The following is a 25,621-nucleotide window of genomic DNA, read 5'->3' as shown; positions in this document are numbered from 1 at the left end:
ATGCCCCACATTCAGTTGCTATCGCCCCGGCTCGCCAACCAGATTGCTGCGGGCGAGGTGGTGGAGCGGCCTGCATCCGTCGTCAAAGAGTTAGTGGAAAACGCGCTGGATGCAGGTGCACGCCGGGTTGATATTGAAGTGGAGCAGGGTGGCGTCAAGCTGATCCGGGTGCGTGATGATGGCTCGGGTATTGACGAAGCCGACCTGCCGCTGGCCCTCAGCCGCCATGCCACCAGTAAAATCCTGACCCTCGATGACCTGGAAGCTGTCGGTACATTAGGCTTTCGTGGTGAAGCCCTGGCCAGTATCAGTTCCGTTTCGCGCCTGGCACTCACGTCCCGCACCGAAGCCCAGGAAGCCGCTGCCCGAGTGGAGGTGGAAGGCCGGGATATGGATGCCCGTCTTTCTCCGGCCGCGCACCCGGTGGGAACCACCGTGGAAGTCCGTGACCTGTTCTTCAACACGCCAGCCCGGCGCAAGTTCCTGCGAACGGAAAAAACCGAATTCAATCATGTGGAAGAGTGTATTCGCCGGCAGGCCCTGAGCCGATTTGATGCTGGCTTTACCCTGCGCCACAACCAGCGTGTGGTGCAGAGCCTGCGGCCAGCAGAGTCGGAGGTCGACAAGGAGCGACGGATTGGTTCGCTGTGCGGGCAGCAGTTTATAGACAACGCCGTTATTATTGACGCGGAAGCGACCGGCCTGCGGCTCTGGGGCTGGGTGGCATTGCCCACCTTCTCGCGCAGCCAGGCGGACCTGCAGTACTTCTTCGTGAATGGCCGGGTCATTCGGGATAAGCTGGTCGCCCATGCGGTGCGACAGGCCTACCGGGATGTGCTTTACAACAACCGCCACCCCGCCTTTGTGCTCTATCTGGAAGTGGATCCCGCCACCGTCGATGTCAACGTGCACCCCACCAAGCACGAGGTCCGGTTCCGGGATGGTCGGTTGGTCCATGATTTTATCTTCCGCACCCTGCACCGGGCTCTGGCTGATGTTCGCCCGGATGATCATTTGCGCGGTGCGGTCGCTCAGTCTTTCGGGCGCGAGCCAGAGGCAGTTGTTGCCAACCCCGCCGGTCATCCAGCTGGGATGGGGGCATCTCTCCCGGACCAGGCGCCGCCTGTAGCTGGTGGTTATGCCAACGGAGGCGGCTTTGGTGTTGGGTCGGCTTCCCAGCCGCAGCAGGAATGGAAGGCCAGTGACCAGATGGCGTTCTATCAATCCCTGAATGAGGGCGGGGGGGTTGCTTCCCGGCCTGACCATGCCAGCCAGCCGGTTGCGGTCACGCCTCCACGAGACACCGATGAAGAGCCGCCCCTGGGTTATGCCATCGCCCAGCTACATGGCATCTACATCCTTGCCCAGAGCCGGGCTGGCCTGATCGTTGTTGATATGCATGCTGCCCATGAGCGCATCACCTATGAGCGTATGAAGCACGCCCTGGCCGAGCAAGATCTGAAAAGCCAGCCCCTGCTGGTGCCGTTGTCACTGGCGGTAAGCCAGAAAGAGGCGGCGCTGGCGGAAACTCACGGCGAGGAGTTGCAGCACCTGGGGTTGCAAATTGAACGAATCGGCCCGGAGACCCTGGCTGTGCGGCAGATTCCGGCGTTATTGCGGGGCGCCGACACCGAACAACTGGTCCGGGACGTGCTGGCGGATCTGATTGAGCACGGGCAGAGCGACCGGGTAGAAGCCGTCACTCACGAATTGCTGGGCACTATGGCCTGCCATGGTTCTGTTCGGGCAAACCGGCAACTCACCATTCCGGAAATGAACTCGCTGTTACGTGACATGGAAGCCACCGAGCGAAGCGGCCAATGCAATCACGGCCGCCCCACCTGGACTCTGGTTACGCTGTCAGAACTCGACAAACTGTTCCTGAGGGGGCGTTAGTCACTCCATGTCGGACACTGAGCACCAACCGGGGCATGCGCTGCCGCCGGCTATCTTTCTGATGGGGCCGACGGCTTCCGGCAAAACCGATATGGCCATCGCCCTCTGTGACACGCTCCCCTGTGACATCATCAGTGTCGATTCCGCGATGATTTACCGGGGTATGGATATTGGTACCGCAAAACCTGATGCCGAAGAACTGGCCAGAGCACCTCATCGCCTGATCGACATCTGTGACCCTGCCGACAGCTATTCCGCTGCGGATTTTCGTCGTGATGCGCTTGCCGAGATGGCAGATATCACCCGCCGCGGCCGCATCCCGTTGTTGGTTGGCGGAACCATGATGTATTTCAAGGCATTGTTGCACGGTATGTCCGACTTGCCCTCCGCTAACCCGGAGTTGCGGGCGCGCATCGAGCAGGAGGCGGCAGAGCACGGTTGGGAGTACCTGCACCGGGAACTGACAAGCCTTGATCCCGTTGCCGCCGGGCTAATCCACCCAAATAACCGCCAGCGGCTGATGCGGGCACTGGAAGTTATTCGCCTGACGGGCAGACCCATTTCTGAAATCTGGCAGGCGCAATCGGGAACTTCTGAACAGGAGGCGGTGTCAGGTATTGAGGATTACACGTATTTTACCCGTTGGCAGGCAGACGAAACCCCGAGCCTGCCGTATACTGTTTTCCAGTTTGCCTTGGCTCCAGCCGAGCGTTCTGAGCTTCATCGGCGTATAGGGCTTCGTTTTCAGGCTATGCTTAAGGCAGGGTTTCTGGACGAAGTCCGTGCTCTGATGAAGCGGGGTGATCTCAATCCTGACATGCCTTCGATGCGTTGCGTTGGCTATCGGCAGGCGTGGGATTATCTGACGGGTAGCTGTGATTACCAGACTTTCGTCGACAAGGGCGTTGCCGCCACCCGACAACTGGCAAAGCGGCAGCTGACCTGGTTGCGAAAATGGCCGAATGTTCACTGGCTGAACGCCGGTGATCCGCAAGTGGTGGTTAATGCCTTGAAAAAAAGCGGCCTTGGCACCACATTTAAATCAGAAAAATGACGATCTGCACTTACTTATAAACAGGAGAACTCACATGTCAAAAGGGCATTCTTTACAAGACCCTTACCTCAATGCATTGCGCAAGGAACGCATTCCGGTTTCCATCTTTCTGGTCAACGGCATCAAGCTGCAGGGCCAGATCGAATCCTTTGACCAGTTTGTTATTCTGCTGAAGAACACCGTCAGCCAGATGGTCTACAAGCATGCGATTTCCACTGTGGTCCCTGCTCGCAATGTGCGCCTTCCGCCGCAGAACCCGGCAGGTGAAGGTGAGTCTGAAGACTGATCTTTCCGGAGTTTCCGGTTTCTACACCCGCGTTCCAGGACAGCCCGAGAGCTCGAATGGCCGCGGGTGTTTGTTTTTATGGAGTTTAACCTATCTTGTTTGAGCGTCCTGACGTTGGAGAACGGGCGGTTCTCGTTCACATAGAATTCACCGCCCACGATGATACTGAAGACCCCGGTGAGTTTCGGGAACTGGTGACCTCCGCCGGCGTTGAGCCGGTGATGATGGTGACAGGCTCCCGCAAGCAGCCCAACCCCCGGCTTTTTGTTGGCGAAGGTAAGCTTGACGAAATCCGCGATGCCGTTGCCGCCAGCGAGGCGGACGTGGTGCTTTTCAACCATGCCCTCAGGCCCAGTCAGGAGCGCAACATCGAGCGCGAGCTCAAGTGTCGGGTGCTGGACCGTACCGGCGTTATCCTGGACATTTTCGCCCAGCGTGCCCGTACCCACGAGGGCAAGCTCCAGGTGGAACTGGCTCAGCTGGAGCATATGTCAACGAGGCTGGTTCGAGGGTGGACCCACCTTGAACGCCAGAAAGGCGGTATCGGTCTGCGGGGGCCCGGTGAAACCCAGCTTGAAACCGACCGTCGATTGCTGCGGGAACGCATCAAGTCTATTCACAAGCGGCTTGAGAAAGTCCGCAAACAGCGTGACCAGGGCCGCCGTGCCCGCAAACGGGCCGATATTCCGACCTTGTCCCTGGTGGGCTACACCAACGCTGGGAAATCCACATTATTCAACCGAATCACCACAGCCAGCGTATATGCTGCTGATCAGTTGTTTGCGACGTTGGACCCAACCTTGCGTCGTCTGGAACTTCCGGATATTGGTCCGGTCGTAGTGGCGGATACGGTCGGCTTCATCCGGCATTTGCCCCACAAGCTGGTAGAGGCTTTTCGCGCAACACTGGAAGAAACCACTCAGGCAACGTTACTGCTGCACGTGATTGATTGTCACGACGAGCGTCGCGATGACAACATGGAACAGGTGGAGAGCGTGCTGGCGGAGATCGGTGCGGACGAAATACCGGTCCTTCAGGTGTTCAACAAGATTGACCTGTTGGATGGATTTGAGCCCAGGATAGACCGGAACGAGGATGGTGTGCCTGTTCGGGCCTGGGTGTCTGCGGTGACCGGGCAGGGGCTTGAGCTTCTGTTCGATGCGCTGGTTGAACGGCTGGCGGAGGACGTTGTGCATCACTTTGTGTTGCTTGGGCCGGCCGATGGCAAGCTTCGTGCCCTTCTGCACGAGGCTGGCTCTGTGTTGAGTGAAGAACACCGGGAGACCGGTGATACAGTGCTGGAGGTGAGGTTGCAAAACCGGGACTGGATGCAGTTGCTGAGCCGGGCGGGTGTCAGGGAAGAATCGCTCAGGCTGGAGATTCGATGAGTCCGAAAGCCGCAAGCTATTGCCGGGGCGTTGATAAATCCCTAGTATTTGCAGCCATTCGATAATACATGAGCGGAGAGAACTATGGCCTGGAATGAACCGGGTGGAAACCGTAACGACAACGATCCCTGGGGAACCGGGGGTGGTCGTCGCGGCAATGATCAGGGGCCACCGGACCTGGATGAGGCGCTGAAAAAAGGCCTTGAAAAGCTGAACAGGATGCTGGGTGGCAAAGGTGGCAACTCAGGCAATTCCGGCGGTAGCAGCTCCGGTGGCAGTGCTGGCGGGTTTGGTGCCGTCATTGCGCTGGCAGCTATCCTGGCGCTTGGCTATGTGGTGTTTCAGTCGTTCTACACCGTAGACGAACAGGAACGGGCTGTTGTTCTCCGGTTTGGTGAGTACAGCACCACTGAGAACCCGGGTTTGAGGTTCAAGGTGCCGTTGATTGATCGGGTGTACAAGGTTGGGGTAACCAACGTTCGTACCGCCCAGTCCAGTGGCCAGATGCTGACCATGGATGAAAACCTGGTAACGGTTGATCTGCAGGTTCAGTATCGGGTAGGCAATGCCCGTGACTACGTTCTCAACGTCAGGGATTCTAACGAAGCCCTGTCGTTTGCCACGGACAGCGCCCTGCGTCACGAAGTGGGTAGCTCCACTCTGGATGAGGTGCTGACTGAAGGGCGTGCTGAACTCGCTATTCGTGTCGAGCAGCGCCTGCAGAGCTTTCTTCGTGAATATGGCGCGGGTCTTGAAGTTGTCCGGGTCAACGTTGAAAGCACCCAGCCACCCTCTGCGGTGCAGGATGCCTTCCGTGAAGTGCAGCGTGCCCGGGAAGACGAGCAGCGGCTGAAGGAAGAGGCGGAAACCTACCGTAACCGGATCGTGCCGGAGGCTCGCGGCCAGGCCCAGCGCCTGATCGAGGAGGCCAACGCCTATCTGGAAGAAGTGGTTGAGCGTGCCCGAGGTGAGAGCTCTCGTTTCACTCAGCTGCTGGAAGTGTATGAAATTGCGCCGGCGGTTACCCGCGAACGCATGTACATTCAGGCGGTGGAACAGGTGCTGGCGAACAGCAGCAAGATCTTCATCGATACCGAGAGCAGCGGCAACATGATGTACCTGCCTCTGGATCGTCTGATGCAAGGCACTGGTGGTTCATCAAGCAGCTCCCGCTCATCGGGCGGCAGCAACCAGGCCGATATCGGCATGCTGACGGACCAGGTGCTGCAAGAGCTGCGCTCGCGTCAGGACACCAACATTCGGAGGAGCAGATAAGTTATGGGACCCAAAGCTGTTGTGGGCCTTGCAGGCGCTCTGATTGTTGTCCTGCTTGTGCTGTCAAGTGTATACATCATCCCGGAAACCCACCGGGGCGTTAAACTGCGGTTCGGTGAATTGGTTCAGACCGACATTCCGGCAGGCCTGCACTTCAAGGTGCCGGTGATTGACCAGATCCGCGAGTTCGATATCCGGGTATTGACCATGGACCTGCCGTCTCGCCAGTACCTGACGGTGGAAAAGAAGCCTCTGGACGTAAACTCCTACGTGGCCTGGCGCATCCGTAACGTGGACCAGTTCTACCGCTCCACCGGTGGTGATGAATTCCGGGCCCGGTCTCTGATTCTGTCTCGGGTCGATAATGGCCTGCGTGATGAATTCGGTGTTCGCACCATGCACGAAGTGGTATCCGGCCAGAGGGATCAGCTTATGAACACGCTTCGTGACCGGGTGAATTCCAACGTGGTTGGAGAGTTCGGTATCGAAGTCCTGGATATCCGGGTAAAAGCGATTGAGCTGCCGGGGCAGGTCAGTGAGAACGTCTTCCGCCGGATGGCTGCTGAGCGCCAGAAGCTGGCCCAGGAATTCCGTTCCCGGGGCCAGGAGCTGGCCGAGGGTATCCGGGCTGATGCAGATCGCCAGCAGACGGTTATTCTGGCCACAGCGTTTGCTGAAGCCGAGCAGACCCGCGGTGCCGGTGATCGTGAAGCTGCGCAGATCTACGCAGATGCTTACGGTTCCAACGAGGAATTCTACAGCTTCTATCGCAGCCTGCAGGCCTATCGCAATACCTTCTCGGGCAAGGATGACATCATGGTGATCGATTCCGACAGCGCATTCATGCGCTTCCTGAAGGACCCGATGGGCGCCAACTGATCGGCTCTGAAGATCAAAAAACCGGAATACCTCGGTATTCCGGTTTTTTTGTGTCTGCCAACGGTGTAGAATTTCGCCGGTTTTGCTTTGGGTTTTCAGCCCCTGGCATCCTAAATCCTGAGTCATTCCCCCGGAGTGTTTTGCCGGCGCGGGAAAAACGGACAACAGAATCTCATGACTGTATCTGATCGCTGGTTACTGCCTGACGGGGTGGAAGACATTTTGCCGCCGCTGGCCGGACAGATCGAATCCCTGCGACGGGATGTAATGGATACCTGCCAGCGCTGGGGTTACCAGCTGGTTATCCCGCCGCTCATTGAATACCTTGAATCCCTCTTTACCGGTACGGGCCACGACCTGGAGCTTCAAACCTTCAAGCTCACCGACCAGTTGACCGGTCGCATGATGGGCGTGCGCGCCGACATGACGCCACAGGCGGCGCGCATCGATGCCCATACCCTGGGGCACGAAGGCATCACCCGGCTTTGTTATGCCGGCCATGTCTTGCACACCCGTCCGCGCCATATGCTGACCGGCCGAACGCCGATCCAGGCCGGTTGCGAGTTGTTTGGCAGTGCCTCGGAAGCCGCCGATCTTGAAGTGATCAGTCTGATGCTGGAAGCGCTCCGGGTTGCGGGCCTGCGCCGTGTGCATATGGATCTGGCCCATGTATCGATTTACGAGAGCCTGATCACCGAGGCAGGCTTTGATCGGGACACCGAAGCGGCCGTCTTCGATGCCATGGCACGCAAATCGGTGCCTGAACTGGATGCGCTCCTGGGCGATTGCCCTGCCGGTTCGGGCGGTGCACGCCTGCGTGAGCTTGCCCGGGTCAGCGGGGGCGTGGAAGCACTTGACGAGGCTCGCTCGATTCTCAGCGGCGCCTCGACCGCCCTGGATGCGGCCCTGGATCAGTTGGGGCGGGTGGCAGAGATGCTGGCCAGGGATTATCCAGAGGTCAGTCTTGGCTTCGATTTCTGCGAACTGCGTGGCTACAACTACCACACCGGGCTGGTGTTCGCGGCCTATGTGCCCGGCCATGGTGATGCGGTGGGCAAAGGCGGCCGTTACGATGCCATCGGCAGTGATTTTGGCCGGGCTCGCCCTGCCACAGGATTCAGTCTCGATATCCGGGCCCTGGTGTCACTGGGGGAACGTCCGTCCAAAAGGTCTGGTGCCATCTGGGCACCTGCGGAGACGGATTCAGCCCTTGAAGGTGTGATCTCCGGCCTGAGAATGACGGAAACGGTGGTACGGGCCTTGCCCGATGACACTGACACCAATCCAGCCGAGCGTGGCTGTGATCGTCAGTTGGTCAAAAAGGATGGTAAGTGGGTTGTCGAGGCACTGGCCTGAGTCGCCAGGTGTCGGTTTCACTGGATTAATGTGCAGGACTTGAGCCTTCGGCTCGTCTGAATTGAGAGAGAATCATGGGTAAAAACGTTGTTGTGCTGGGCACCCAATGGGGTGATGAAGGCAAGGGCAAGATTGTTGACCTGCTGACAGACAAAGTAGCTGCGGTGGTGCGCTTTCAGGGTGGCCATAATGCCGGACACACACTGGTGATCGAGGGCAAGAAAACAGCGCTGCACCTGATCCCTTCCGGTATTCTCAGGAAGAATGTCCAGTGCCTGATTGGCAATGGCGTGGTGTTGTCACCGGAGGCCCTGCTGAAAGAAGTCCGTGAACTGGAAGCCAACGGTGTGGCCGTGCGCGATCGCCTGAAGATCAGCCTGGCCTGCCCGATCATCCTGCGTACCCACGTGCGTATTGATCAGGCCCGCGAGCGCGCCAAGGGTAACGAAAAGATTGGCACCACTGGCCGTGGTATTGGTCCCGCATACGAAGACAAGGTATCACGCCGTGGCGTGCGTCTGGGCGATCTGTGCAATCTGGCAGACTTTGAAGTAAAGCTGCGGGAAATCATGTCTTACCACAACTTCGTGCTGACCGAGTATTTCAAGGAAGAGGCGGAAGACATCGATGCGGCCCTGGCCGAATTGAAGCAGATGGGTGAGGAAATCCTGCCCATGTCTGCAGATGTCACCGATATTCTGCACGACTACCGCAAGCGCGGCGAGAACATCCTGTTCGAAGGTGCTCAGGGCTCTCTGCTGGATATCGATCTGGGTACCTACCCGTACGTTACCTCGTCCAACACCACCGCTGGCGGCACCGCCACGGGCTCCGGTTTTGGCCCGATGTTCCTGGACTACGTGCTGGGCATTACCAAGGCCTACACCACTCGTGTTGGCTCAGGTCCTTTCCCGACCGAGCTGTTTGACGACATGGGCCAGCACCTGGCGGTAAAAGGTAACGAAGTTGGCACCACCACCGGCCGCTCCCGCCGTTGTGGCTGGTTTGATGCGGTGGCCCTGCGCCACGCCATCCAGATCAACAGCGTGTCTGGCATTTGCCTGACCAAACTGGACGTGCTGGATGGCCTGGAAACGGTGAAGGTGTGCGTTGGCTACAAGACACCGAATGGTGAGATTACCCGCCCGCCCATTGGTTGCGATAGCTACAAGGATATTGAACCGGTGTATGAGGAGCTGCCGGGCTGGAGCGAGAGCACGGTAGGCCTGACCACCGTTGACCAGCTGCCAGAGAATGCCAAGGCCTACATCCGCTTCCTGGAGGAGCAGATTGAAGCGCCGATCGATATTATCTCCACGGGCCCTGACCGGGTGGAGACCATTACTCTGCGCCATCCGTTCGGAGAGTAAGCTCGAAGAACAAAAAACCGCCTTTGGCTGTCACGCCTCAGGCGGTTTTTTTTATGTTCGGGTATTACGTCAGGGCTTCTCGGCGATGATGGTTGCGCGCTTGGGTCCCGGATAGCCTTCGACGGTTTTGCTCGAATCGTTCGGGTCGAGAAAATCCGCCAGAGAGTTGAAACGCATCCAGTCCGTCTGCCGTTGTTCCTCGGTGGTGGTGTCGCTGACATCCACCACCCGCGCATTGCTAAACCCGGTCCTGTCCAGCCAGCGTAAGAGGGTGGGGCAACTGGGCAGGAACCAGACATTGCGCATCTGGCCGTAGCGGTCTTCCGGCATCAGACTGAAGCCTTCCGGACCGTCAACCACCAGGGTTTCCAGTACCAATTCGCCGCCTGGGCGGAGGGTGCCCTTGAGTTCCAGAAGGTGGTCCAGGGGCGAGCGACGGTGGTACAGAACACCCATCGAAAAGGTGGTGTCGAACATCTTCAGGCTGTCCGGTAAGTCCTCCATTCGCACCGGTAGCAGGTCTACCGGAACCTCACCCAGGTAACCCTTGACTGCCAGAAACTGGAACATGAACAGCAGACCGGGGTCGATGCCTACAACGCGGCCGGCGCCAGCCCCGGCCATGCGCCAGCAGTGGTAGCCGGAGCCGCAGCCAACGTCGAGAATGGTTCTGCCCCGGAGGTCTGACAGATGAGGAGCAACCCGGTCCCATTTCCAGTCTGATCGCCATTCGGTGTCTATGTGGGTGCCGAAGAACTCGAATGGGCCTTTTCGCCAGGGCATCAGGCCCCGCAGGCCCTGTTCTAGACTTTCACTCTGCGCCTGGGTCAGTGGGTCGGGAGCCGACAGGGTAATGGCGGAACAGTTCAGGTCAGCGGCAACACCGGGCACCTCGGGTAACAGATCCAGTGCGCTTTGCCAGCGGGGCAGGTCGCCGTGGGGGTTGTCTTCAAACCGGGCAATCAGTTGGCGGGTAAGTCGCTCTGCCCAGGGCTCATGCCCGGACTGTTGCAGGAAGTCGATGAACGGGAGAAAGTGCGCTCGCCAGTCGAAAAGTGCCATGGGGTCGGTTATGTCCTGGGATCAGCGGTTCTTGAGGGCCAGTATGGAAACAAAGTTGAAGCACTGGTACCAGACCAGTACCTGATCAAAGCCAGCCTGTATCAGCCGGTCACGGTGGGCGGCCAGGGTTTCCGGAATCAATACCTTTTCGATGGCTGCCCGTTTCTGGCTTATTTCCAGGTCGGAGTAGCCGTTGGCGCGCTTGAACTCGTGGTGCAGCCGCGTCTGGATATCCTGCTCGGTTTCCGATTCAAAGCGGATTTTTTCTGACAGGATCAGTACGCCGCCTGGCAGGGTTGCCTTGGCAATCCGGGTAAGCAGGGCCAGCCGCTGCTCCGGTGGTACGAACTGCAGGGTAAAGTTCAATGTGGTTACCGAGGCTCGGCTCAGTTCTGTTTCGAGAATGTCCTCGCAGCGCAGGGTAACCGGCAGTTCGTGGTCATCCAGTGCGATGTAGTGCTCGCAACGCTCGATCATGGCGCTGGAGTTGTCGACACCCACCAGGGTGCAGTCGCGGTGAGGAATGCCGTGGCGCATGGCCAGGGTGGAAGCGCCCAGCGAGCAACCCAGATCATAGCAATGGGAGGCTGGTTGTACGTACTGCTCGGTGATCACCTCAATCATCGGGATGATGGTGGTGTAGCCGGGCACCGACCGGCGAATCATGTCGGGAAAGACCCTGGCCACCGAAGCATCGAACCGGAAATCCTCGGGGTTGCGTTCGGTAGCGAACAGGCGGTCGGTCAGCTGCTCAGGTGCCCCGGATTTGCCCTTACTCATCGCCGTCCTCTTCAGAACCTTTAGCTGGGGCCAGGTCCGTGGGAGAGGGCCGCTGGCAGCGTACACCCCGGTTCTTGTAATCTACCAGGATGCCCCGAAAGGATGGATCGACATCGGCGGCGATGGCCAGGTAGCCATTCTCGCACACAGCGTGCAGCTCTGAGGACTTTCTGGACATCCGGAAGCTGTCGCCGGGCTGGATATGAATAGCCTTGAAGTCGCCGACCGGCACATGGTCCTTGTGTTCGGTATGGTCAATGCGGCCGGTGGCCTCTAACACCAGGACGGTGCCGATGATGGCGGCTATGCCGGTCACAATAAGGCTGCGGACGGTATAACGGGCTTCGTCGTTATCGCTCATGGGTACCTCGTTGAATGATGATCAGAATTGCCCGGGCAGGCTGATGGCCGGTTCCTGAAGTGCGGAAAGTTGTTCGCGAAGGGCCAGGATCTGGTCTGACCAAAATCTGGGTTGGGCAAACCAGGGGAAGAACCGTGGAAAGGCCGGATCTTCCCAGCGCCGGGCAAGCCAGGCGCAATGGGCGATTTGCCGATAACACCGCAGGGGCTCAATCAGATGTCGTTCCCGGCGGTTGAAGTCCCGGAACATCTCATAGCCTTCAATCAACTCGCCGAGCTGCGCCCCGCGTTCGGAGGCTTCGCCGTTAAGCAGCAGCCACATGTCCTGCACGGCCGGCCCTGTGCGACAGTCATCCAGGTCTACAAACAGCATGGATTCGTCCCGGCACAGAATGTTGCCGGCATGGCAGTCTCCGTGAATTCGCAGGGTATCAACGGTTCCCGCGTCTGCCATACGTTGGCGGCAGCCGGCAATCAGATCCGGGATCAGGCTATCCCAGGCCGGGCGCAGGTCGTCCGGCACCCAGCCTCCGTTGACCAGCAGCGCATTGTGCTCTTCCAACCCCTGGATCAGGTCAAACCCCGGCCGGTGGTTGAAGGATTTCAGCGCCCCAAGGTTATGGATCTGCCCCAGCCACTGGCCCAGTCGGTACAGCGTGTCTGTGACGCTGGTGTCTGGTGCCTGCCCGCCGCGCTGGGGGAAAACCGCAAACAGAAATGCCTGATGCTGGCCCAGGGTATCGCCCCCGGGCATGACCATCGGTGCGACCACCGGAATGTCGGCTTGTTGCAAGGCCAGTGAGAATTCATGCTCCTCCCGGATCGCGGCTTCGCTCCAGCGACCCGGGCGATAGAACTTGGCAATCACCGGCGGGCCATCGTCCAGCCCTATCTGGTAAACCCGGTTCTCGTAACTGTTCAGGGCGAACAGCCGGCCGCTGACGGCAAAACCTGCTTCCTCGAGCGCGTCCAGGATCACTTCCGGGGTGAGTTGATCGTAGGGATGTGTGGACGTTGTCAGTTCCGGAGGCTCATGTTGCATAAAATTCAGAAGGCCGTGTTGTATCGGGATTTCATGGATTGCAGATGATACCAGTTTTCGTCCAGTTCCCACCGAACACGATTGACGCCCGAGGTTGCCAGAATAATATCGCCGGCCCGGGCCTGGACCTGCGCCAACTCACGCTCCGCCCTTTGCCAGTCCCGGTGAGTGTCCGCCAGATGACGCATGCTCGGGAACACCGCAGACAATGCCTGCTGAGTCGAGACCGAGTGGGAGCGCAGCGAGCTGATCACCGCCGTATCCCCTTCCACCCGGAGCACCCTGTGCTGGTATGGGTAACTGGCCACGGTTTTATCGGCCATCAATTGATCGTTCAGGCTGATAACCTCAAACCCTCGCCAGCCAATCCAGCTAACGAACAGCGCGGCAACCACCATAACCGTAATGAACTGCTTCCTGTCTGACATAATCCCTGCTCCGTGCGTCCTGGTACCCGTAGGATGAAGTATAACGGTTCTGGGGTTAGAGGTAATGCAGTCAGCGGTTATCTGCGGTAATTTCCTCGTTTGATATCGATAAATGGTCAGAAATCGTGAGCGAAGAGCGTTTTAGCATACAGACGGTGGTCATTGGCGCCGGCGTGGTTGGCCTTGCCATTGGCCGGCAACTGGCTCTGACCGGCCGGGAGGTCCTGGTGCTGGAGGCGGCCTCCCGCTTCGGCGAGGGCATCTCATCCCGCAACAGCGAGGTTATGCACGCTGGAATCTATTATCCCCACGGGTCCCTGAAAGCCCATTGTTGCGTTCGGGGCCGTGAACTGTTGTATGACTACTGTGACAGCCGCAAGGTAGGCCATCGCAAATGCGGCAAGTGGATCATCGCAACCAACCTTGCCCAGACGGACCGCCTTTCCGGCATCCAGGCACAGGCGGCGGGCAATGGCGTCGAATTGCAGCTTCGCGATGGCCGGGACATAACCCGACAACTCTCTGCCATCAACGCCCGGGCCGGTCTGTGGTCTCCGGAAACCGGGATTATCGACAGCCATGGCCTGATGCTATCGCTGTTGGGGGAGCTGGAGGATGCTGGCGGACAACTGGTGTTGAACAGCCCGGTGCTGGCCGCAGAATCCGACGGCGGGAAGCATACCCTGACCCTGGGTGGCAGCCAGCGTGTAAAACTTGAGGCTTCTGAAGTCATCAACGCCGCCGGTTTAGGTGCACCCCGCCTGGCCCAGCAATGGCAAGGCCTGCCCGCGACCGCCCGCCCGGAACAGTGGCTGGCCCGTGGCGTTTATTTCAGCTATGCAGGCAGACACCCCTTCAATACCCTGATTTACCCCTTGCCCGAGCCTGGCGGCCTGGGCGTCCACCTCACCCTGGATCTCGCCAACCAGGCCCTCTTTGGTCCCGACGTGGAATGGATTCCCGACGAAGACTACACGGTGAATCCTGACCGGGTGCACGCCTTTGCCGACGGCATCCGGCAATGGTGGCCAGGCCTGGATGCAGACCGCCTTCAACCGGCCTATGCCGGTATTCGCCCGAAGCTTACTGGACCCGATGGCGATTTCTTCGATTTCCGCATAGACGGCCCGGCACAACACGGACTGCCCGGCCTGGTTAATCTGTTTGGAATTGAATCACCGGGACTGACATCATGCTTGGCAATAGCCGAAGAGGTGAAACTGCTATTAGACGAGAAAAGTAGGATGTAGGGGAGAACTGCCTTTGGTGGTCGGGGAAACCCACGCAGCCGGTAGTGCAGCGATGAGGTCGCCCTTTCCGGGACTATAAAGGGCCATGGATGGCCCGTCCTAAGCGAGCAGGATGCCTTGAGCGTGTCCCGGAAAGGGCGACCTCATCGCTGCTGACACCAGACAAAGGTCCCCGACCAGTTTCCCGGACCTCCTAGCCAGGAGTCCGAGCCAAAGCCCAAACCTGAATGTCGCCAGCCCCCGCTTCCTTCAACGCAGAAGCAAGAACCCTGACCGTAGCCCCCGTGGTAACCACATCATCAACAATCGCCACCCGCTCCGGCACCACTCCGCGCACCTCAAACACATCCCGCAGATTCTGCAGTCGCGCAGCCCTGTTCAGACTCCGCTGAGCCTTCACCCTTCGCGACCGGCGCACCACCCCGGCCGCGACCGGAATGTCCAGCCGGGCGCCAACAAACTCGGCAATGTCCTGGGCCTGATTAAAGCCCCGTTGCCAGCGCCTGAGCCAGTGCATCGGGGCGGGAATCAGAACATCCGGTTTCTGCTCCGGCTCAAGGTGCTGTTCCAGAAAGCTGGCGAAACCGATTAACAGCGGGCGCGCAAACTTGCGGTGGCCCTGATACTTGTAGCGGCCAATCATGCCATCCACCGGGTACTGGTAGCGCCAGGGAATCAGCGATCGGGAAAAGGGCGGGGGCAGTGTCTGGCATTCGCCGCACCGCATACCCGGTGTGGCAAAGGCCAGGGGCAGGGCGCAACTGTGGCAATGCCAGCGATTGGCCGGCAGGTCGTCCCGGCAGCCAGTGCACAGCCCATGGTGTGCATGGGGTGACAGGCAGCTGACGCAGCGGCCTCCACTCTGTACGCTGTTAACCTTTCGTTCAATGAAGGTTGACAGCGGGTTCAGTCCGTTTATCATCTCGGTTTATCCGTAAACCAAAAACCTTGCGAAGGTTAACAGGACTTTGCCATGACCGCCACAGCACTGCGTCACGACTGGACACTTCAGGAAGCCCGGGATCTTTTCAATCTGCCGTTCAACGATTTGCTATTCCGGGCCCAGACCGTGCACCGCGAGCACTTTGACCCAAACGAAGTGCAGGTCAGCACCCTGTTGAGCATCAAGACCGGTGCCTGCCCGGAAGACTGCAAGTATTGCCCCCAGAGTGGCCATTACAACACCGGGCTGGAGAAGGAAAAGCTGCTGGAGATTGAGAAGGTGGTGGCGGAAGCCCGGGCGGCGAAGCAGAAAGGGGCTTCCCGGTTCTGTATGGGGGCGGCCTGGCGCAGTCCGTCCAAAAAAGACATGCCTTATGTCCTCGATATGGTAAAGCAGGTTAAATCCCTGGGCATGGAAACCTGCATGACCCTGGGCATGCTGAAGGAAGAAGAAGCACGCGAGCTGGCCGACGCCGGGTTGGATTACTACAACCACAACCTGGATACGTCGGAGAAGTATTACAACCACATCATCACAACCCGCACCTACCAGGACCGCCTGGATACCCTGGATAACGTGCGCAAGGCGGGCATGAAGGTCTGCTGTGGTGGCATCATGGGGATGGGTGAAGACGAAGATGACCGGGTTGGTTTGCTGGTTCAGCTGGCGAATCTGCCGCAGCACCCGGAGAGTGTGCCGGTGAATATGCTGGTGAAGGTGAAGGGTACACCGCTGGAAAATGTTGAAGACCTGGAGCCGTTTGATTTTATCCGGTTGATTGCGGTGGCGCGGATTATGATGCCGGCGTCCCATGTTCGGTTGTCTGCGGGTCGCGAGCAGATGAATGAGCAGATGCAGGCGTTGTGTTTCATGGCGGGTGCCAATTCCATTTTCTATGGCGAGAAGTTGCTGACCACGTCCAATCCTGAGGCGGATGCGGATATGCAGTTGTTCCGCAAGCTGGGGATTCGGCCGGAGCAGCGGGAGCAGTGTGCTACCGAGGAGCAGGAGACTGAGGCGTTGGCTGAGGCGGTGGAGTATGAGGCCACGCGGCACATGTTTTATGACGCTACTCGGGAGTCTGCCTGAGTAATACAGTTTGGGAGTGGGGCAAAGGCCGGGGAGCCCTTTTCGGGACACGCTTGAAACGTCCCTGTGCGCTTAGGACGGGCCATCCCTGGCCCTTTATAGTCCCGAAAAGGGCTCCCCGGCCTTCACCGTCAATCACTGTGCTGGCCTTATGGCTTTGTAGCTGACCTGTGGTGATTTATGCGCGATTTTTCCCTGGAGATTGAACAGCGTAAGCGAGATGGCTTGTACCGCTCTCGCCGCCTGGTTTCCGGGCCTCAGAAGCCGGAGTTGGTCACAGACGGGGCAGAGCTGTTGTCGTTTTGCAGCAACGATTACCTTGGGCTGGCTAATCACCCTGGCAATATCGCCACGCTGCGTGATGCATTGGCCGAGACCGGGTTGGGTGGGGCAGCTTCTCATCTGGTGTGCGGGCACCATGATGCCCATCATCAGCTGGAGCAGCGGCTGGCGGCGTTTACCCGGCGTAGTTCGGCGTTGTTTTTTTCCACCGGTTACATGGCGAACATGGGTGTGATTTCGGCGTTGGCGGGGCGAGGGGATACGATTTTTTCTGACCGCTTGAATCATGCGTCGATTATTGATGGCTGCATCCTTAGCCGGGCTCGTGTTCGGCGTTATGGCCACGGCGATGTGGCGGCGTTGGAGCGGATGTTGGCGGAGACGTCGGGGCACAAGCTGGTGGTGACCGATGGTGTGTTCAGTATGGACGGTGATATCGCGCCGCTGAAGGAACTTGCCCGGGTGTGTAAGGCCCACGATGCCCTGTTGGTGGTGGATGATGCCCATGGTTTGGGTGTGCTTGGACCCCAGGGGCGGGGCAGTGTGCTTGAGGCCGGGTTGTCTGAGGATGAGGTGCCGGTTTTGATTGGCACTCTTGGCAAGGCGGTGGGTACTAGCGGTGCGTTTGTGGCCGGGCCGGAGGTGTTGATGGATTATCTGGTGCAGAAGGCCCGAACCTACATCTACACCACCGCCATGCCGCCGGCGGTGGCGCTGGCAAGCTGTGCCAGTATTGATTTGATTGAGCAGGATGATGCTCGCCGCGCCCATTTGCAGGCACTGATTGCCCGGTTCCGTTCCGGGGCGCAGCAGCTGGGTTATCAACTGATGCCGTCGCACACGCCCATCCAGCCCATTATGGTGGGGGATAACCATGCAGCTTTGGCATTGAGCCGGGCACTGGAGGAACAGGGCATACTGGTCACGGCCATCCGCCCGCCCACGGTGCCGGAAGGCGAGGCCCGGTTGCGGGTAACCCTGAGCGCCGCGCATTCTGAAGAGCAACTCGATCGATTGCTGCAAGCTTTGGCCCAGTGCCGCTCCCTGTTGCCGGAGCAGGCTGCTCAGGAGCCTGTTGCGGTATGAGCGCCTACAGCGATCTGACGGCAATAACCCGTGCCGAAGGCGGAACCGGCAGTAAAGCCTGCATTGCCCGGGGGTTCGGCGGCGCCAGCCAGACCTACGACAGCGCCTCCCGCCTGCAAAAAGCCATGGGCGACACCATGCTCGCCAACATACCGGAGAACCTGAAGCCGGCAACTATCCTGGATCTCGGCTGCGGTACCGGCTGGTTCACCCGCAAACTGGCAAGCCAATACCCGAACGCCGCCATCACCGGCGCAGACCTGGCCCCCGGCATGTTGCAGCAGGCTAAAGCCTGCAGCTCCGAGACCATCCGCTGGCTCAACGCAGACGCCGAACAGCTCCCGCTGCCAGACAACAGCACCGACCTGATCTACAGCAACCTGATGATACAGTGGAGCACCCGACCGGAAGCCGTCTTGGCCGAATGCCAAAGAATCCTCAAACCCGGCGGCATCCTCGCCATCTCCACCTTGCTGGAAGGCACCCTCGAAGAACTCAAGCAAGCCTGGGCCTACGCCGACCCCGGCCAGCCCCATGTAAACCGTTTTACCCGCTATGCGGACTGGAAGCGATTAACCGGCCAGCAGCTCCCTGGTTCCACCTTGGACACGGCAACCCTGGCTTTGCCCTATGACTCCCCCATGGCCCTGAACCGGGAGCTCAAACACCTCGGTGCCGTGTTCAAGGGCGAAGAGCGCCGCAGAACCATCACCGCCCCGGGACGATTCAAGGCGATGTGTGCTGCTTATCCAAAACAAGGTAATGGCGAGATCATCGCCAGTTATCACGCTGGCTGGTTGTACTGGTCAAAGCCGAGTAATTACGATTTTCAGTGATCGAATAAGGACGGCAATCTTGAAAGTTTGCGGTGAGGGTGTGGTGCGTCTTTCCGGGACTATAGAGGGCCAGGGATGGCCCGATCTAAGCGCACATGGAAGTCTTGAGCGTGTCCCGGAAAGACGCACCACACACTCACTTGGCGCCCCAAAAAGATGCAGCAGGAACCCCAGAAAATGGCAAAAAAAACCTACTTCGTAACAGGCACCGACACTGGCGTGGGTAAAACGATCGCTGCTGCTGCCATTCTGGAGGCTGCCCGGCAGCTGGGAAAGCGCACGCTGGCGATGAAACCTATTGCGTCAGGGTGCGAGCAGACCCCGGATGGACTGCGTAATGAAGACGCCCTGATGTTGCAGGCCGCCATTACCGAAGAGCTTCCCTACGATGCCCTCAACCCCATAGCACTGGAGCCGGCCATTGCCCCCCACGTTGCGGCGCAACAGGCGGGCAAGAACATCACGGCCCAGCGCCTTGTGGGCTTTTGCCGTGGCCTGCAGATTCGGCCCGCTGACCTGATGCTGATTGAGGGTGCTGGTGGCTGGCGGGTTCCCCTCAACGATCGGGAAACCTACGCAGCGGTGCCCCGGGAGCTGGGGCTGGATGTGGTATTGGTCGTGCCCCTGAAACTTGGCTGTATTAACCACGCCATGCTCACCGCGGAGGCCATCAGGGCCGATGGTCTGTTCGTGGCAGGCTGGGTAGCCAATCACCCCGAAGAGAATGTCATGAGTTGTGAGCAGGACACCCTTAACTATCTGACAACGCACCTCGGGGCACCATGCCTGGGTGTTTTGCCGTGGTTGGATGGCACTCCGGCTGACCAGTTGCCGAAAGTCCTGGCAAGATTCCTGAATATTCGCCCGTTGATTGAAATTTGACCAAATCTGTGAGTAAATAAGTCAATCTGTTGTCATAGGTGGCCTAGACATGATCAACAACACCCTTTCTCTTGGTATCCAAGGTATCCAGGATGGCATGGCGGGCATGGAAAATGCGGCCCGGAAGATTGCCCGTGGCGGTGTTGACGGCCCTCAGGGTTCTGCTGAGGGTGCGGGTAATCTGGCTGAGCCACTGATTGAAATGACGCTCTACGAGCGCAGTGTTGAGGCGTCCGCACAGGTTGTGAAGACGGCTGACGAAACTCTGGGAACACTCCTGGACATCCGCGCCTGACCCTGACTACTGAGCCGTGAATATCCTTTCCTCGATTCCCCCTGTTTATCCGGTGGTTTCCGGTGCCGCGTCGGCGACTGGCAGCATTCCGCCGAGTGGTGTTTCCTCGACAACGCCCGGTGAAGGCTTCTCTACCGATGCTGATGATCGTACCCGGGGTGTTGAGCAGTCCTCCGACGCCAGATCAGCCTCCCGATTTGTCGATGGTGACGCGGATGCAAAGGCCGACCTGCAGGGGCTCACGGAGGCCGAGCTTAAACAGCTGAGCGAGCTGAAAGCCAGGGACCGGGAAGTTCGGGCCCATGAGGCGGCGCACCAGGCAGTCGGCGGTCAGTACGCCGGAGCTATGTCGTTTACCTATCAGCGCGGCCCTGACGGTGCCCAGTACGCCGTGGGCGGTGAAGTCCCCATCGATGTCTCCCCGGTCGCCGGCGATCCGCAGGCAACTATCGAGAAAATGCGTGTGGTGCGAGCGGCCGCCATGGCGCCGGCACAACCCTCAGCACAGGATCGTGCGGTGGCGGCCCAGGCCATGCAGACCATGTTGCAGGCGCAGTCTGAGCTGGCGGCCGGTGAAGGCGAGCGTGAGCCAACGCCTGGTTCCGAATCGGCTCGGGACGAGACAGCCCAGGGCCAGTCTGGCATCGCCCGCCAGGCCGACGAAACCTACCGCAGCGTTTCTGCCATGCAGGGGGCCGAAGGCGTGTTCGGCGAGCCAACGTCTTTATTTGCCTGAATTACCTGACTGTTCCATCCCTCAATCCGTCAGCTCCGGCGGTTTCCCATTGTTGTTGTGGCGGTGTTTTCCGCTTCGGTGAACACACAATGCAACACAATTTTTAGCCAAGGCTATTGACAATTCTGTGTCGCAAAACGTATGTTTCAAACAAGTGTTTAATTAAGGCTGTGATGCGATGTGTCGCAGTGTCTGAGCAAACCCAAGGCCAAAGGCTGTTATCTGTTTCAGCCGAGTCCGAAAACCGAGGTGGATTCCATGCCTGAGTACAAAGCGCCCCTGCGTGATATCAAATTCGTAATGAACGAGCTGCTGAACAGCGAGCAGCACTACGCCAATCTGGAAGGTGCCGAAGATGCAACTCCGGATATGGTCGATGCCATCATCCAGGAAGGTGCAAAGTTCTGTGAGCAGGTATTGTCTCCGCTGAACCAGGTGGGTGACCAGGAAGGCTGTACCTGGAGTGAAGACGGTGTAAAAACCCCGACCGGCTTTAAAGAAGCCTACCAGCAGTATGTTGAAGGCGGCTGGCCGTCCATGACGGCTGACCCCAACTACGGTGGTCAGGGCTTGCCGCACTCTATCGGCCTGGTGGTCAGTGAGATGGTAGGGACTTCCAACTGGTCCTGGGGCATGTATCCTGGCCTGAGCCACGGTGCCACCAACACCATCGAAGAGCACGGCACCGAAGAGCAGAAGCAGACGTATCTGACCAAGCTGATCAGCGGCGAGTGGACCGGCACCATGTGTCTGACCGAGCCGCACTGTGGTTCTGACCTGGGCACCCTGCGTACCAAGGCCGAGCCGAACGCTGACGGCACCTACAGCATCACTGGCACCAAGATCTTTATCTCTGCCGGCGAGCACGACATGGCCGAGAACATCGTCCACATCGTACTGGCACGTCTGCCGGGCGCACCGGAAGGCACCAAGGGCATCTCCCTGTTCATCGTTCCCAAGCAGCTGCCGAACGAAGACGGCTCTGCCGGAGAGCGTAACGCGGTATCCTGTGGTTCCCTGGAGCACAAGATGGGTATCCATGGTAACGCTACCTGTGTGATGAACTTCGACGGCGCCAAGGGCTGGCTGATCGGGCCTGAGAACAAGGGCCTGAACTGCATGTTCACCTTTATGAACACTGCCCGTATCGGTACCGCTATCCAGGGTCTGGGTGCTGCTGAACTTGGCTTCCAGGGTTCCCTGGCCTACGCCAAGGATCGTCTGGCCATGCGCTCCCTGAGCGGTCCGAAGAACCCGGACGGCATCGCGGATCCGATCATCGTGCACCCGGACGTACGCCGCATGCTGCTGACCCAGAAGGTTGTCGCTGAAGGCGCCCGCGCCCTGATCTACCTGGCTGGCCAGCAAGTGGACGTGGTTCACAGCGGCAAGACCGAAGAAGAGCGTAAGCACGCTGACGCGCTGCTGGGCTTCCTGACCCCGATCGCCAAGGCGTTCCTGACCGAAATCGGTTACGAGTCTGCCAACCTGGGTATGCAGGTATTCGGTGGCCACGGCTTCATCACTGAGTGGGGCATGGAGCAGAACGTACGTGACTCCCGCATCGGCATGATCTACGAGGGTACTACCGGTATCCAGGCGCTGGATCTGCTGGGCCGTAAGGTTCTGATGACTCAGGGCGAAGCTCTGAAAGTGTTCACCAAGCAGGTTCACGTATTCTGCAAAGAGAACGCCGACAACGAGCAGTTGAAAGAGTTCATCGAGCCGCTGGCTGCGATCAACAAGGAGTGGGGCGATCTGACCATGAAGGTTGGTATGACCGCCATGAAGAACCGTGAAGAAGTCGGTGCCGCTGCGGTGGACTACCTGATGTACTCCGGTTACGCGGTCTTCGCTTACCTGTGGGCCCGTATGGCCAAGGTAGCATTGGACAAGATGGCTGACGGCACCTCCGAAGAGATGTTCTACAACGCCAAGGTCCAGTCTGCACGCTTCTACTTCAAGCGTCTGCTGCCGCGTACCAAGACCCACGCAGAAACCATGCTGGCCGGCTCTGACAGCCTGCTGGATATGCCGGAAGAAGCCTTCGCCATCTAAGGCGGGGTTGCTATCTGGTTGATGGCACTGAAAAAGCCCGTTCTCCGTCCGGAGGCGGGCTTTTTTCATGAGTCCCGGGCGCGTTTTGAGGTAGAATAGCGCGCCATAGAACAACAACCTTGTTTCGGACACATAGCCGAGCGGGGGATTATCAGACCTTCATCGAGAAGGCGTTTTCCATGTCCCCCAAGTGACTGACTGAATTTCTGGAGAGTTTTACATGGCTGATTATCAGGCACCCCTTCGTGACATGCGTTTCGTTCTGAACGAAGTATTTGATGCCCCAGCGCTTTGGGCATCACTGCCCAAGATTGCAGAAAACGTAGATCCCGACACCGCAGACGCGATCCTTGAGGAAGCGGGCAAGATCACCAGTGGCGTGTTGGCACCCCTGAACCGCGAAGCGGACGAGCAGGGCTGTAAGTGGAACGAAGGCGAAGTTTCCACTCCGGAAGGTTTCAAAGAAGCCTACCAGACCATCGTGGAAGGTGGCTGGAACGGCCTCGGCGGCAACCCCGATTTCGGCGGTATGGGCATGCCGAAAACACTGGTGGCTCAGTTTGAAGAAATGATGCAGGGCGCCAACATGGCCTTCGGCCTGGCCCCGATGCTCACCGCAGGTGCCTGCCTGGCCCTGGACGCCCACGGCAGCCAGGAACTGAAAGAGAAGTACCTGCCCAACATGTACTCCGGCGTATGGTCCGGCGCCATGGACCTGACCGAGCCCCACGCCGGTACTGACCTCGGCATCATCCGCACCAAGGCCGAGCCGAACGACGATGGCTCCTTCAACGTGACTGGAACCAAGATCTTCATTACCTGGGGCGAGCACGACATGGCTGAGAACATCATCCATCTGGTGCTGGCCAAGCTTCCGGACGCGCCGAAGGGCCCGAAAGGCATCTCCCTGTTCCTGGTGCCCAAATTCATGGTGAACGACGACGGTTCCCTGGGCGAGCGCAACCAGTTCAGCTGTGGTTCCATCGAGAAAAAGATGGGTATCAAGGCCTCCGCTACCTGTGTGATGAACTTCGACGGCGCCAAAGGCTGGCTGGTTGGTGAAGAGAACAAAGGCCTGGCCGCCATGTTCACCATGATGAACTACGAGCGCCTGGGCGTTGGCATTCAGGGCATCGGCGCCGCCGAAGCCTCCCTGCAGAGCGCCCGTGAATACGCCAACGAGCGTATCCAGAGCCGCGCTCCCACTGGTGCCCAGCAGCCCGAAAAAGCCGCTGACCCGATCCTGGTACACCCAGACGTGCGCCGCATGCTGCTGACCATGAAGAGCTACGTAGAGGGTGGCCGTGCCTTCTCCACCTACGTAGCCCAGTGGCTGGACATCTCCAAGTACTCCGACAACGACGAACAGCGCAAACACGCCGAAGGCATGGTTGCCCTGCTGACTCCCGTCGCCAAAGCCTTCCTGACCGACCGGGGCCTGGACACCACCATCATCGGCCAGCAGGTCTTTGGTGGCCACGGCTTCATCCGCGAATGGGGCCAGGAGCAGTTGGTACGCGACTGCCGCATCACCCAGATCTACGAAGGCACCAACGGCATCCAGGCTATGGACCTGATGGGTCGTAAAGTGGTTGCCAGCCAGGGCAAGCTGTACGAACTGTTCGTGCAGGACGTCGCCTCGTTCATCGAAGAGAACACTGGCGATGCCGCCCTGAAGCCCTACCTGGAGCCGTTGGCAGCCTCTCTGGAGCGCTTGTCTGACGTCACCGAACACGTCATCAAACAAGCCGGCGACAACCCCAACGCCATCGGTGCCGCTGCTGTCGACTATCTCGACATGTTCGGCTACACCGCCCTGGCTTACATGTGGGCCAAAACCGTCAAAGCCGCCGCCCCGAAAGCCGAGGGCGATACCTCCGGCTTCTACACCGGCAAGCTGAAAACAGCCCGCTTCTACTTCGACCGCCTGCTGCCAAAGACCGTGTCTCTGGCCGAAGGCATCCGCAGTGGCAGCGATGCGATGATGGCTCTGGCGGCTAACGAAATCTGATTCAGGTTTCAAAGTCCCGAGACACAAAAAAGCAGGCCCGCGTGGCCTGCTTTTTTTGACTCCAAGAACACTGTTTGGGCGCTGGTCAGGGTGAAGCTATCCGAAACCTTGCTTAGTTGATCGCAAGAGTACGGGCGCCAGTCAGGGGGTAGCTTTCCAAAACCTTGCGTAGCCAGGGATGGCGAAGCAGAGCGTACACGGAAGTATTCACAGCGTGTTTTGGAAAGCTACCCCCTGACTGGTGCTTGCTCCCAAATCGAGATCAAAACCTCAAAGGCGATTAATCAACCCAGGATTAACCACAAACGGATTCTCATTACCCTGAATCTCGGCAATACGCTGATGCCGCGCCAACTCCCGATCATCCGGCGGATCCAGCTCATTCCACTCCTGGAACACCGACGTCGCCCCAAGCCAAGGCAGCCCATAAGTATCCACCATGTAAGCCATCGTGCGGGCAACATCCCCCTTCACATGCTCCGGCGGCTCAAAAAATTGTGCACTCTCCCGAATACCACAATCATCTGCCCGCGTCGCATCGCCCAGATTCTCATAGCGGGCATTCCGCCTCCGCATCTCGACCCGCGAACGAACCGGCACCATATTGTGAAGATCCGACGTAATCTGACGGTATTGATTATCCTGCTTGCATTGGCTTGTGGTGCCGCAATTCAGCGCGCTGCGGATATCAGCCGGCGGATAGACATAGCCATCCGTCATCACGAACCCCTTGCTGGTGAACGGCGCGTCACAGAAAAACGACGTTCCGCCGTTTGCATAGAGATTGCCCCAGAACTGATCTTTCACGACCGTCTCTGGATCACTGAAACGGGTATTCTGGCCAATGACCAAGGTGGTTGAGAGGGCGAGTATAAGCGTGATGGGAACTAACGTTATTTTTTTCATAGGGCCGTTATACCTCACATTGCACGGCGCATACCGTGGCCATCGCGACGAGCGATTGATGGCAAAATGAA

The 25,621-nt window shown here is 58.8% G+C and carries 24 protein-coding genes; 17 read left to right on the top strand and 7 right to left on the bottom strand.

Annotated elements, in window-relative coordinates; translation table 11 throughout:
* The 8 genes from mutL (at position 1) to RVM24_RS10465 (ending at position 9,504) form a co-directional block, all read left to right on the top strand.
* Positions 1-1,896: a DNA mismatch repair endonuclease MutL gene (gene mutL, locus RVM24_RS10500; protein ID WP_286922061.1), complete on the top strand. Its 1,896-nt coding sequence runs from the start codon at positions 1-3 to the stop codon at positions 1,894-1,896.
* Between the two features lie 7 nt (positions 1,897-1,903).
* Complete coding sequence (gene miaA / locus RVM24_RS10495) at positions 1,904-2,950, top strand: tRNA (adenosine(37)-N6)-dimethylallyltransferase MiaA (RefSeq protein WP_286922060.1); 1,047 nt, start codon at positions 1,904-1,906, stop codon at positions 2,948-2,950.
* Positions 2,951-2,984: 34 nt separating this feature from the next.
* A complete protein-coding gene (gene hfq / locus RVM24_RS10490; protein ID WP_058092070.1) occupies positions 2,985-3,236 on the top strand; it encodes an RNA chaperone Hfq in 252 nt (83 codons plus the stop codon).
* A gap of 92 nt (positions 3,237-3,328) precedes the next feature.
* Positions 3,329-4,624 carry a ribosome rescue GTPase HflX gene (hflX, locus tag RVM24_RS10485; RefSeq protein WP_431475402.1) on the top strand — a complete coding sequence of 432 codons (1,296 nt, stop codon included), beginning with the start codon at positions 3,329-3,331 and terminating at the stop codon, positions 4,622-4,624.
* A gap of 84 nt (positions 4,625-4,708) precedes the next feature.
* Positions 4,709-5,899: an FtsH protease activity modulator HflK gene (gene hflK, locus RVM24_RS10480; protein WP_106694986.1), complete on the top strand. Its 1,191-nt coding sequence runs from the start codon at positions 4,709-4,711 to the stop codon at positions 5,897-5,899.
* Positions 5,900-5,902: 3 nt separating this feature from the next.
* The gene (gene hflC / locus RVM24_RS10475; RefSeq protein ID WP_061331575.1) at positions 5,903-6,778 is read left to right on the top strand and encodes a protease modulator HflC; all 876 of its coding nucleotides are present in this window, start codon (positions 5,903-5,905) and stop codon (positions 6,776-6,778) included.
* Positions 6,779-6,952: 174 nt separating this feature from the next.
* Entirely contained in the window at positions 6,953-8,134 is a 1,182-nt protein-coding gene (locus RVM24_RS10470; RefSeq protein WP_106694987.1) for an ATP phosphoribosyltransferase regulatory subunit, read from the top strand.
* 74 nt (positions 8,135-8,208) lie between these two features.
* On the top strand, positions 8,209-9,504 hold the full coding sequence (locus RVM24_RS10465; RefSeq protein ID WP_061331573.1) for an adenylosuccinate synthase: 1,296 nt from the start codon (positions 8,209-8,211) through the stop codon (positions 9,502-9,504).
* Between the two features lie 69 nt (positions 9,505-9,573).
* On the opposite strand, the gene cmoB is transcribed toward RVM24_RS10465, so the two are convergent.
* The 5 genes from cmoB to RVM24_RS10440 are packed head-to-tail and all read right to left on the bottom strand — an operon-like array spanning position 9,574 to position 13,176.
* The gene (gene cmoB / locus RVM24_RS10460) at positions 9,574-10,566 is read right to left on the bottom strand and encodes a tRNA 5-methoxyuridine(34)/uridine 5-oxyacetic acid(34) synthase CmoB (RefSeq protein WP_431475377.1); all 993 of its coding nucleotides are present in this window, start codon (positions 10,564-10,566) and stop codon (positions 9,574-9,576) included.
* A 21-nt stretch (positions 10,567-10,587) separates the two neighbouring features.
* Positions 10,588-11,346, bottom strand: coding sequence for a carboxy-S-adenosyl-L-methionine synthase CmoA (gene cmoA / locus RVM24_RS10455; RefSeq protein WP_106694989.1), 759 nt, complete (start codon positions 11,344-11,346; stop codon positions 10,588-10,590).
* Complete coding sequence (locus RVM24_RS10450; RefSeq protein WP_152438701.1) at positions 11,339-11,707, bottom strand: kinase; 369 nt, start codon at positions 11,705-11,707, stop codon at positions 11,339-11,341. The genes cmoA and RVM24_RS10450 overlap by 8 nt, the downstream gene beginning before the upstream one ends.
* Before the next feature lie 21 nt (positions 11,708-11,728).
* Complete coding sequence (locus RVM24_RS10445) at positions 11,729-12,748, bottom strand: serine/threonine protein kinase (protein ID WP_431475376.1); 1,020 nt, start codon at positions 12,746-12,748, stop codon at positions 11,729-11,731.
* Positions 12,749-12,753: 5 nt separating this feature from the next.
* Positions 12,754-13,176 carry a hypothetical protein gene (locus RVM24_RS10440; RefSeq protein WP_058092060.1) on the bottom strand — a complete coding sequence of 141 codons (423 nt, stop codon included), beginning with the start codon at positions 13,174-13,176 and terminating at the stop codon, positions 12,754-12,756.
* Positions 13,177-13,301: 125 nt separating this feature from the next.
* Between RVM24_RS10440 and RVM24_RS10435 the strand changes: the two genes are divergently transcribed.
* Complete coding sequence (locus RVM24_RS10435) at positions 13,302-14,426, top strand: NAD(P)/FAD-dependent oxidoreductase (protein WP_431475375.1); 1,125 nt, start codon at positions 13,302-13,304, stop codon at positions 14,424-14,426.
* A 193-nt stretch (positions 14,427-14,619) separates the two neighbouring features.
* Here the strand turns inward: RVM24_RS10435 and RVM24_RS10430 are convergent, their stop codons facing one another.
* Positions 14,620-15,348: a ComF family protein gene (locus tag RVM24_RS10430; RefSeq protein WP_106694991.1), complete on the bottom strand. Its 729-nt coding sequence runs from the start codon at positions 15,346-15,348 to the stop codon at positions 14,620-14,622.
* Between the two features lie 51 nt (positions 15,349-15,399).
* On the opposite strand from RVM24_RS10430, the gene bioB reads away from it, so the two are divergent.
* The 8 genes from bioB (at position 15,400) to RVM24_RS10390 (ending at position 24,644) form a co-directional block, all read left to right on the top strand.
* Positions 15,400-16,458, top strand: coding sequence for a biotin synthase BioB (bioB, locus tag RVM24_RS10425; RefSeq protein WP_286922054.1), 1,059 nt, complete (start codon positions 15,400-15,402; stop codon positions 16,456-16,458).
* 180 nt (positions 16,459-16,638) lie between these two features.
* Positions 16,639-17,826, top strand: a complete 1,188-nt coding sequence (gene bioF, locus RVM24_RS10420) for an 8-amino-7-oxononanoate synthase (RefSeq protein WP_431475374.1) — start codon at positions 16,639-16,641, stop codon at positions 17,824-17,826.
* The gene (gene bioC, locus RVM24_RS10415) at positions 17,823-18,662 is read left to right on the top strand and encodes a malonyl-ACP O-methyltransferase BioC (protein ID WP_286251020.1); all 840 of its coding nucleotides are present in this window, start codon (positions 17,823-17,825) and stop codon (positions 18,660-18,662) included. The genes bioF and bioC overlap by 4 nt, the downstream gene beginning before the upstream one ends.
* A 177-nt stretch (positions 18,663-18,839) precedes the next feature.
* Complete coding sequence (gene bioD / locus RVM24_RS10410) at positions 18,840-19,544, top strand: dethiobiotin synthase (protein WP_431475373.1); 705 nt, start codon at positions 18,840-18,842, stop codon at positions 19,542-19,544.
* 49 nt (positions 19,545-19,593) lie between these two features.
* On the top strand, positions 19,594-19,839 hold the full coding sequence (locus RVM24_RS10405) for a flagellar basal body rod C-terminal domain-containing protein (RefSeq protein ID WP_072676701.1): 246 nt from the start codon (positions 19,594-19,596) through the stop codon (positions 19,837-19,839).
* A 16-nt stretch (positions 19,840-19,855) separates the two neighbouring features.
* Entirely contained in the window at positions 19,856-20,575 is a 720-nt protein-coding gene (locus tag RVM24_RS10400; protein WP_374812280.1) for a putative metalloprotease CJM1_0395 family protein, read from the top strand.
* 258 nt (positions 20,576-20,833) lie between these two features.
* Positions 20,834-22,633, top strand: coding sequence for an acyl-CoA dehydrogenase C-terminal domain-containing protein (locus tag RVM24_RS10395; RefSeq protein WP_061331647.1), 1,800 nt, complete (start codon positions 20,834-20,836; stop codon positions 22,631-22,633).
* A gap of 220 nt (positions 22,634-22,853) precedes the next feature.
* Positions 22,854-24,644, top strand: a complete 1,791-nt coding sequence (locus RVM24_RS10390) for an acyl-CoA dehydrogenase C-terminal domain-containing protein (protein WP_106694997.1) — start codon at positions 22,854-22,856, stop codon at positions 24,642-24,644.
* 270 nt (positions 24,645-24,914) lie between these two features.
* Here the strand turns inward: RVM24_RS10390 and RVM24_RS10385 are convergent, their stop codons facing one another.
* Positions 24,915-25,550, bottom strand: a complete 636-nt coding sequence (locus RVM24_RS10385) for an endonuclease (RefSeq protein WP_106694998.1) — start codon at positions 25,548-25,550, stop codon at positions 24,915-24,917.
* Positions 25,551-25,621: the final 71 nt, after the last annotated feature.

The organism is Marinobacter sp. KM021, assembly GCF_050707965.1.
GTDB lineage: Bacteria > Pseudomonadota > Gammaproteobacteria > Pseudomonadales > Oleiphilaceae > Marinobacter > Marinobacter shengliensis.
The sequence above is the reverse complement of the archived record's forward strand: the minus strand, read 5'-3'. Positions and strand labels throughout refer to the sequence as shown.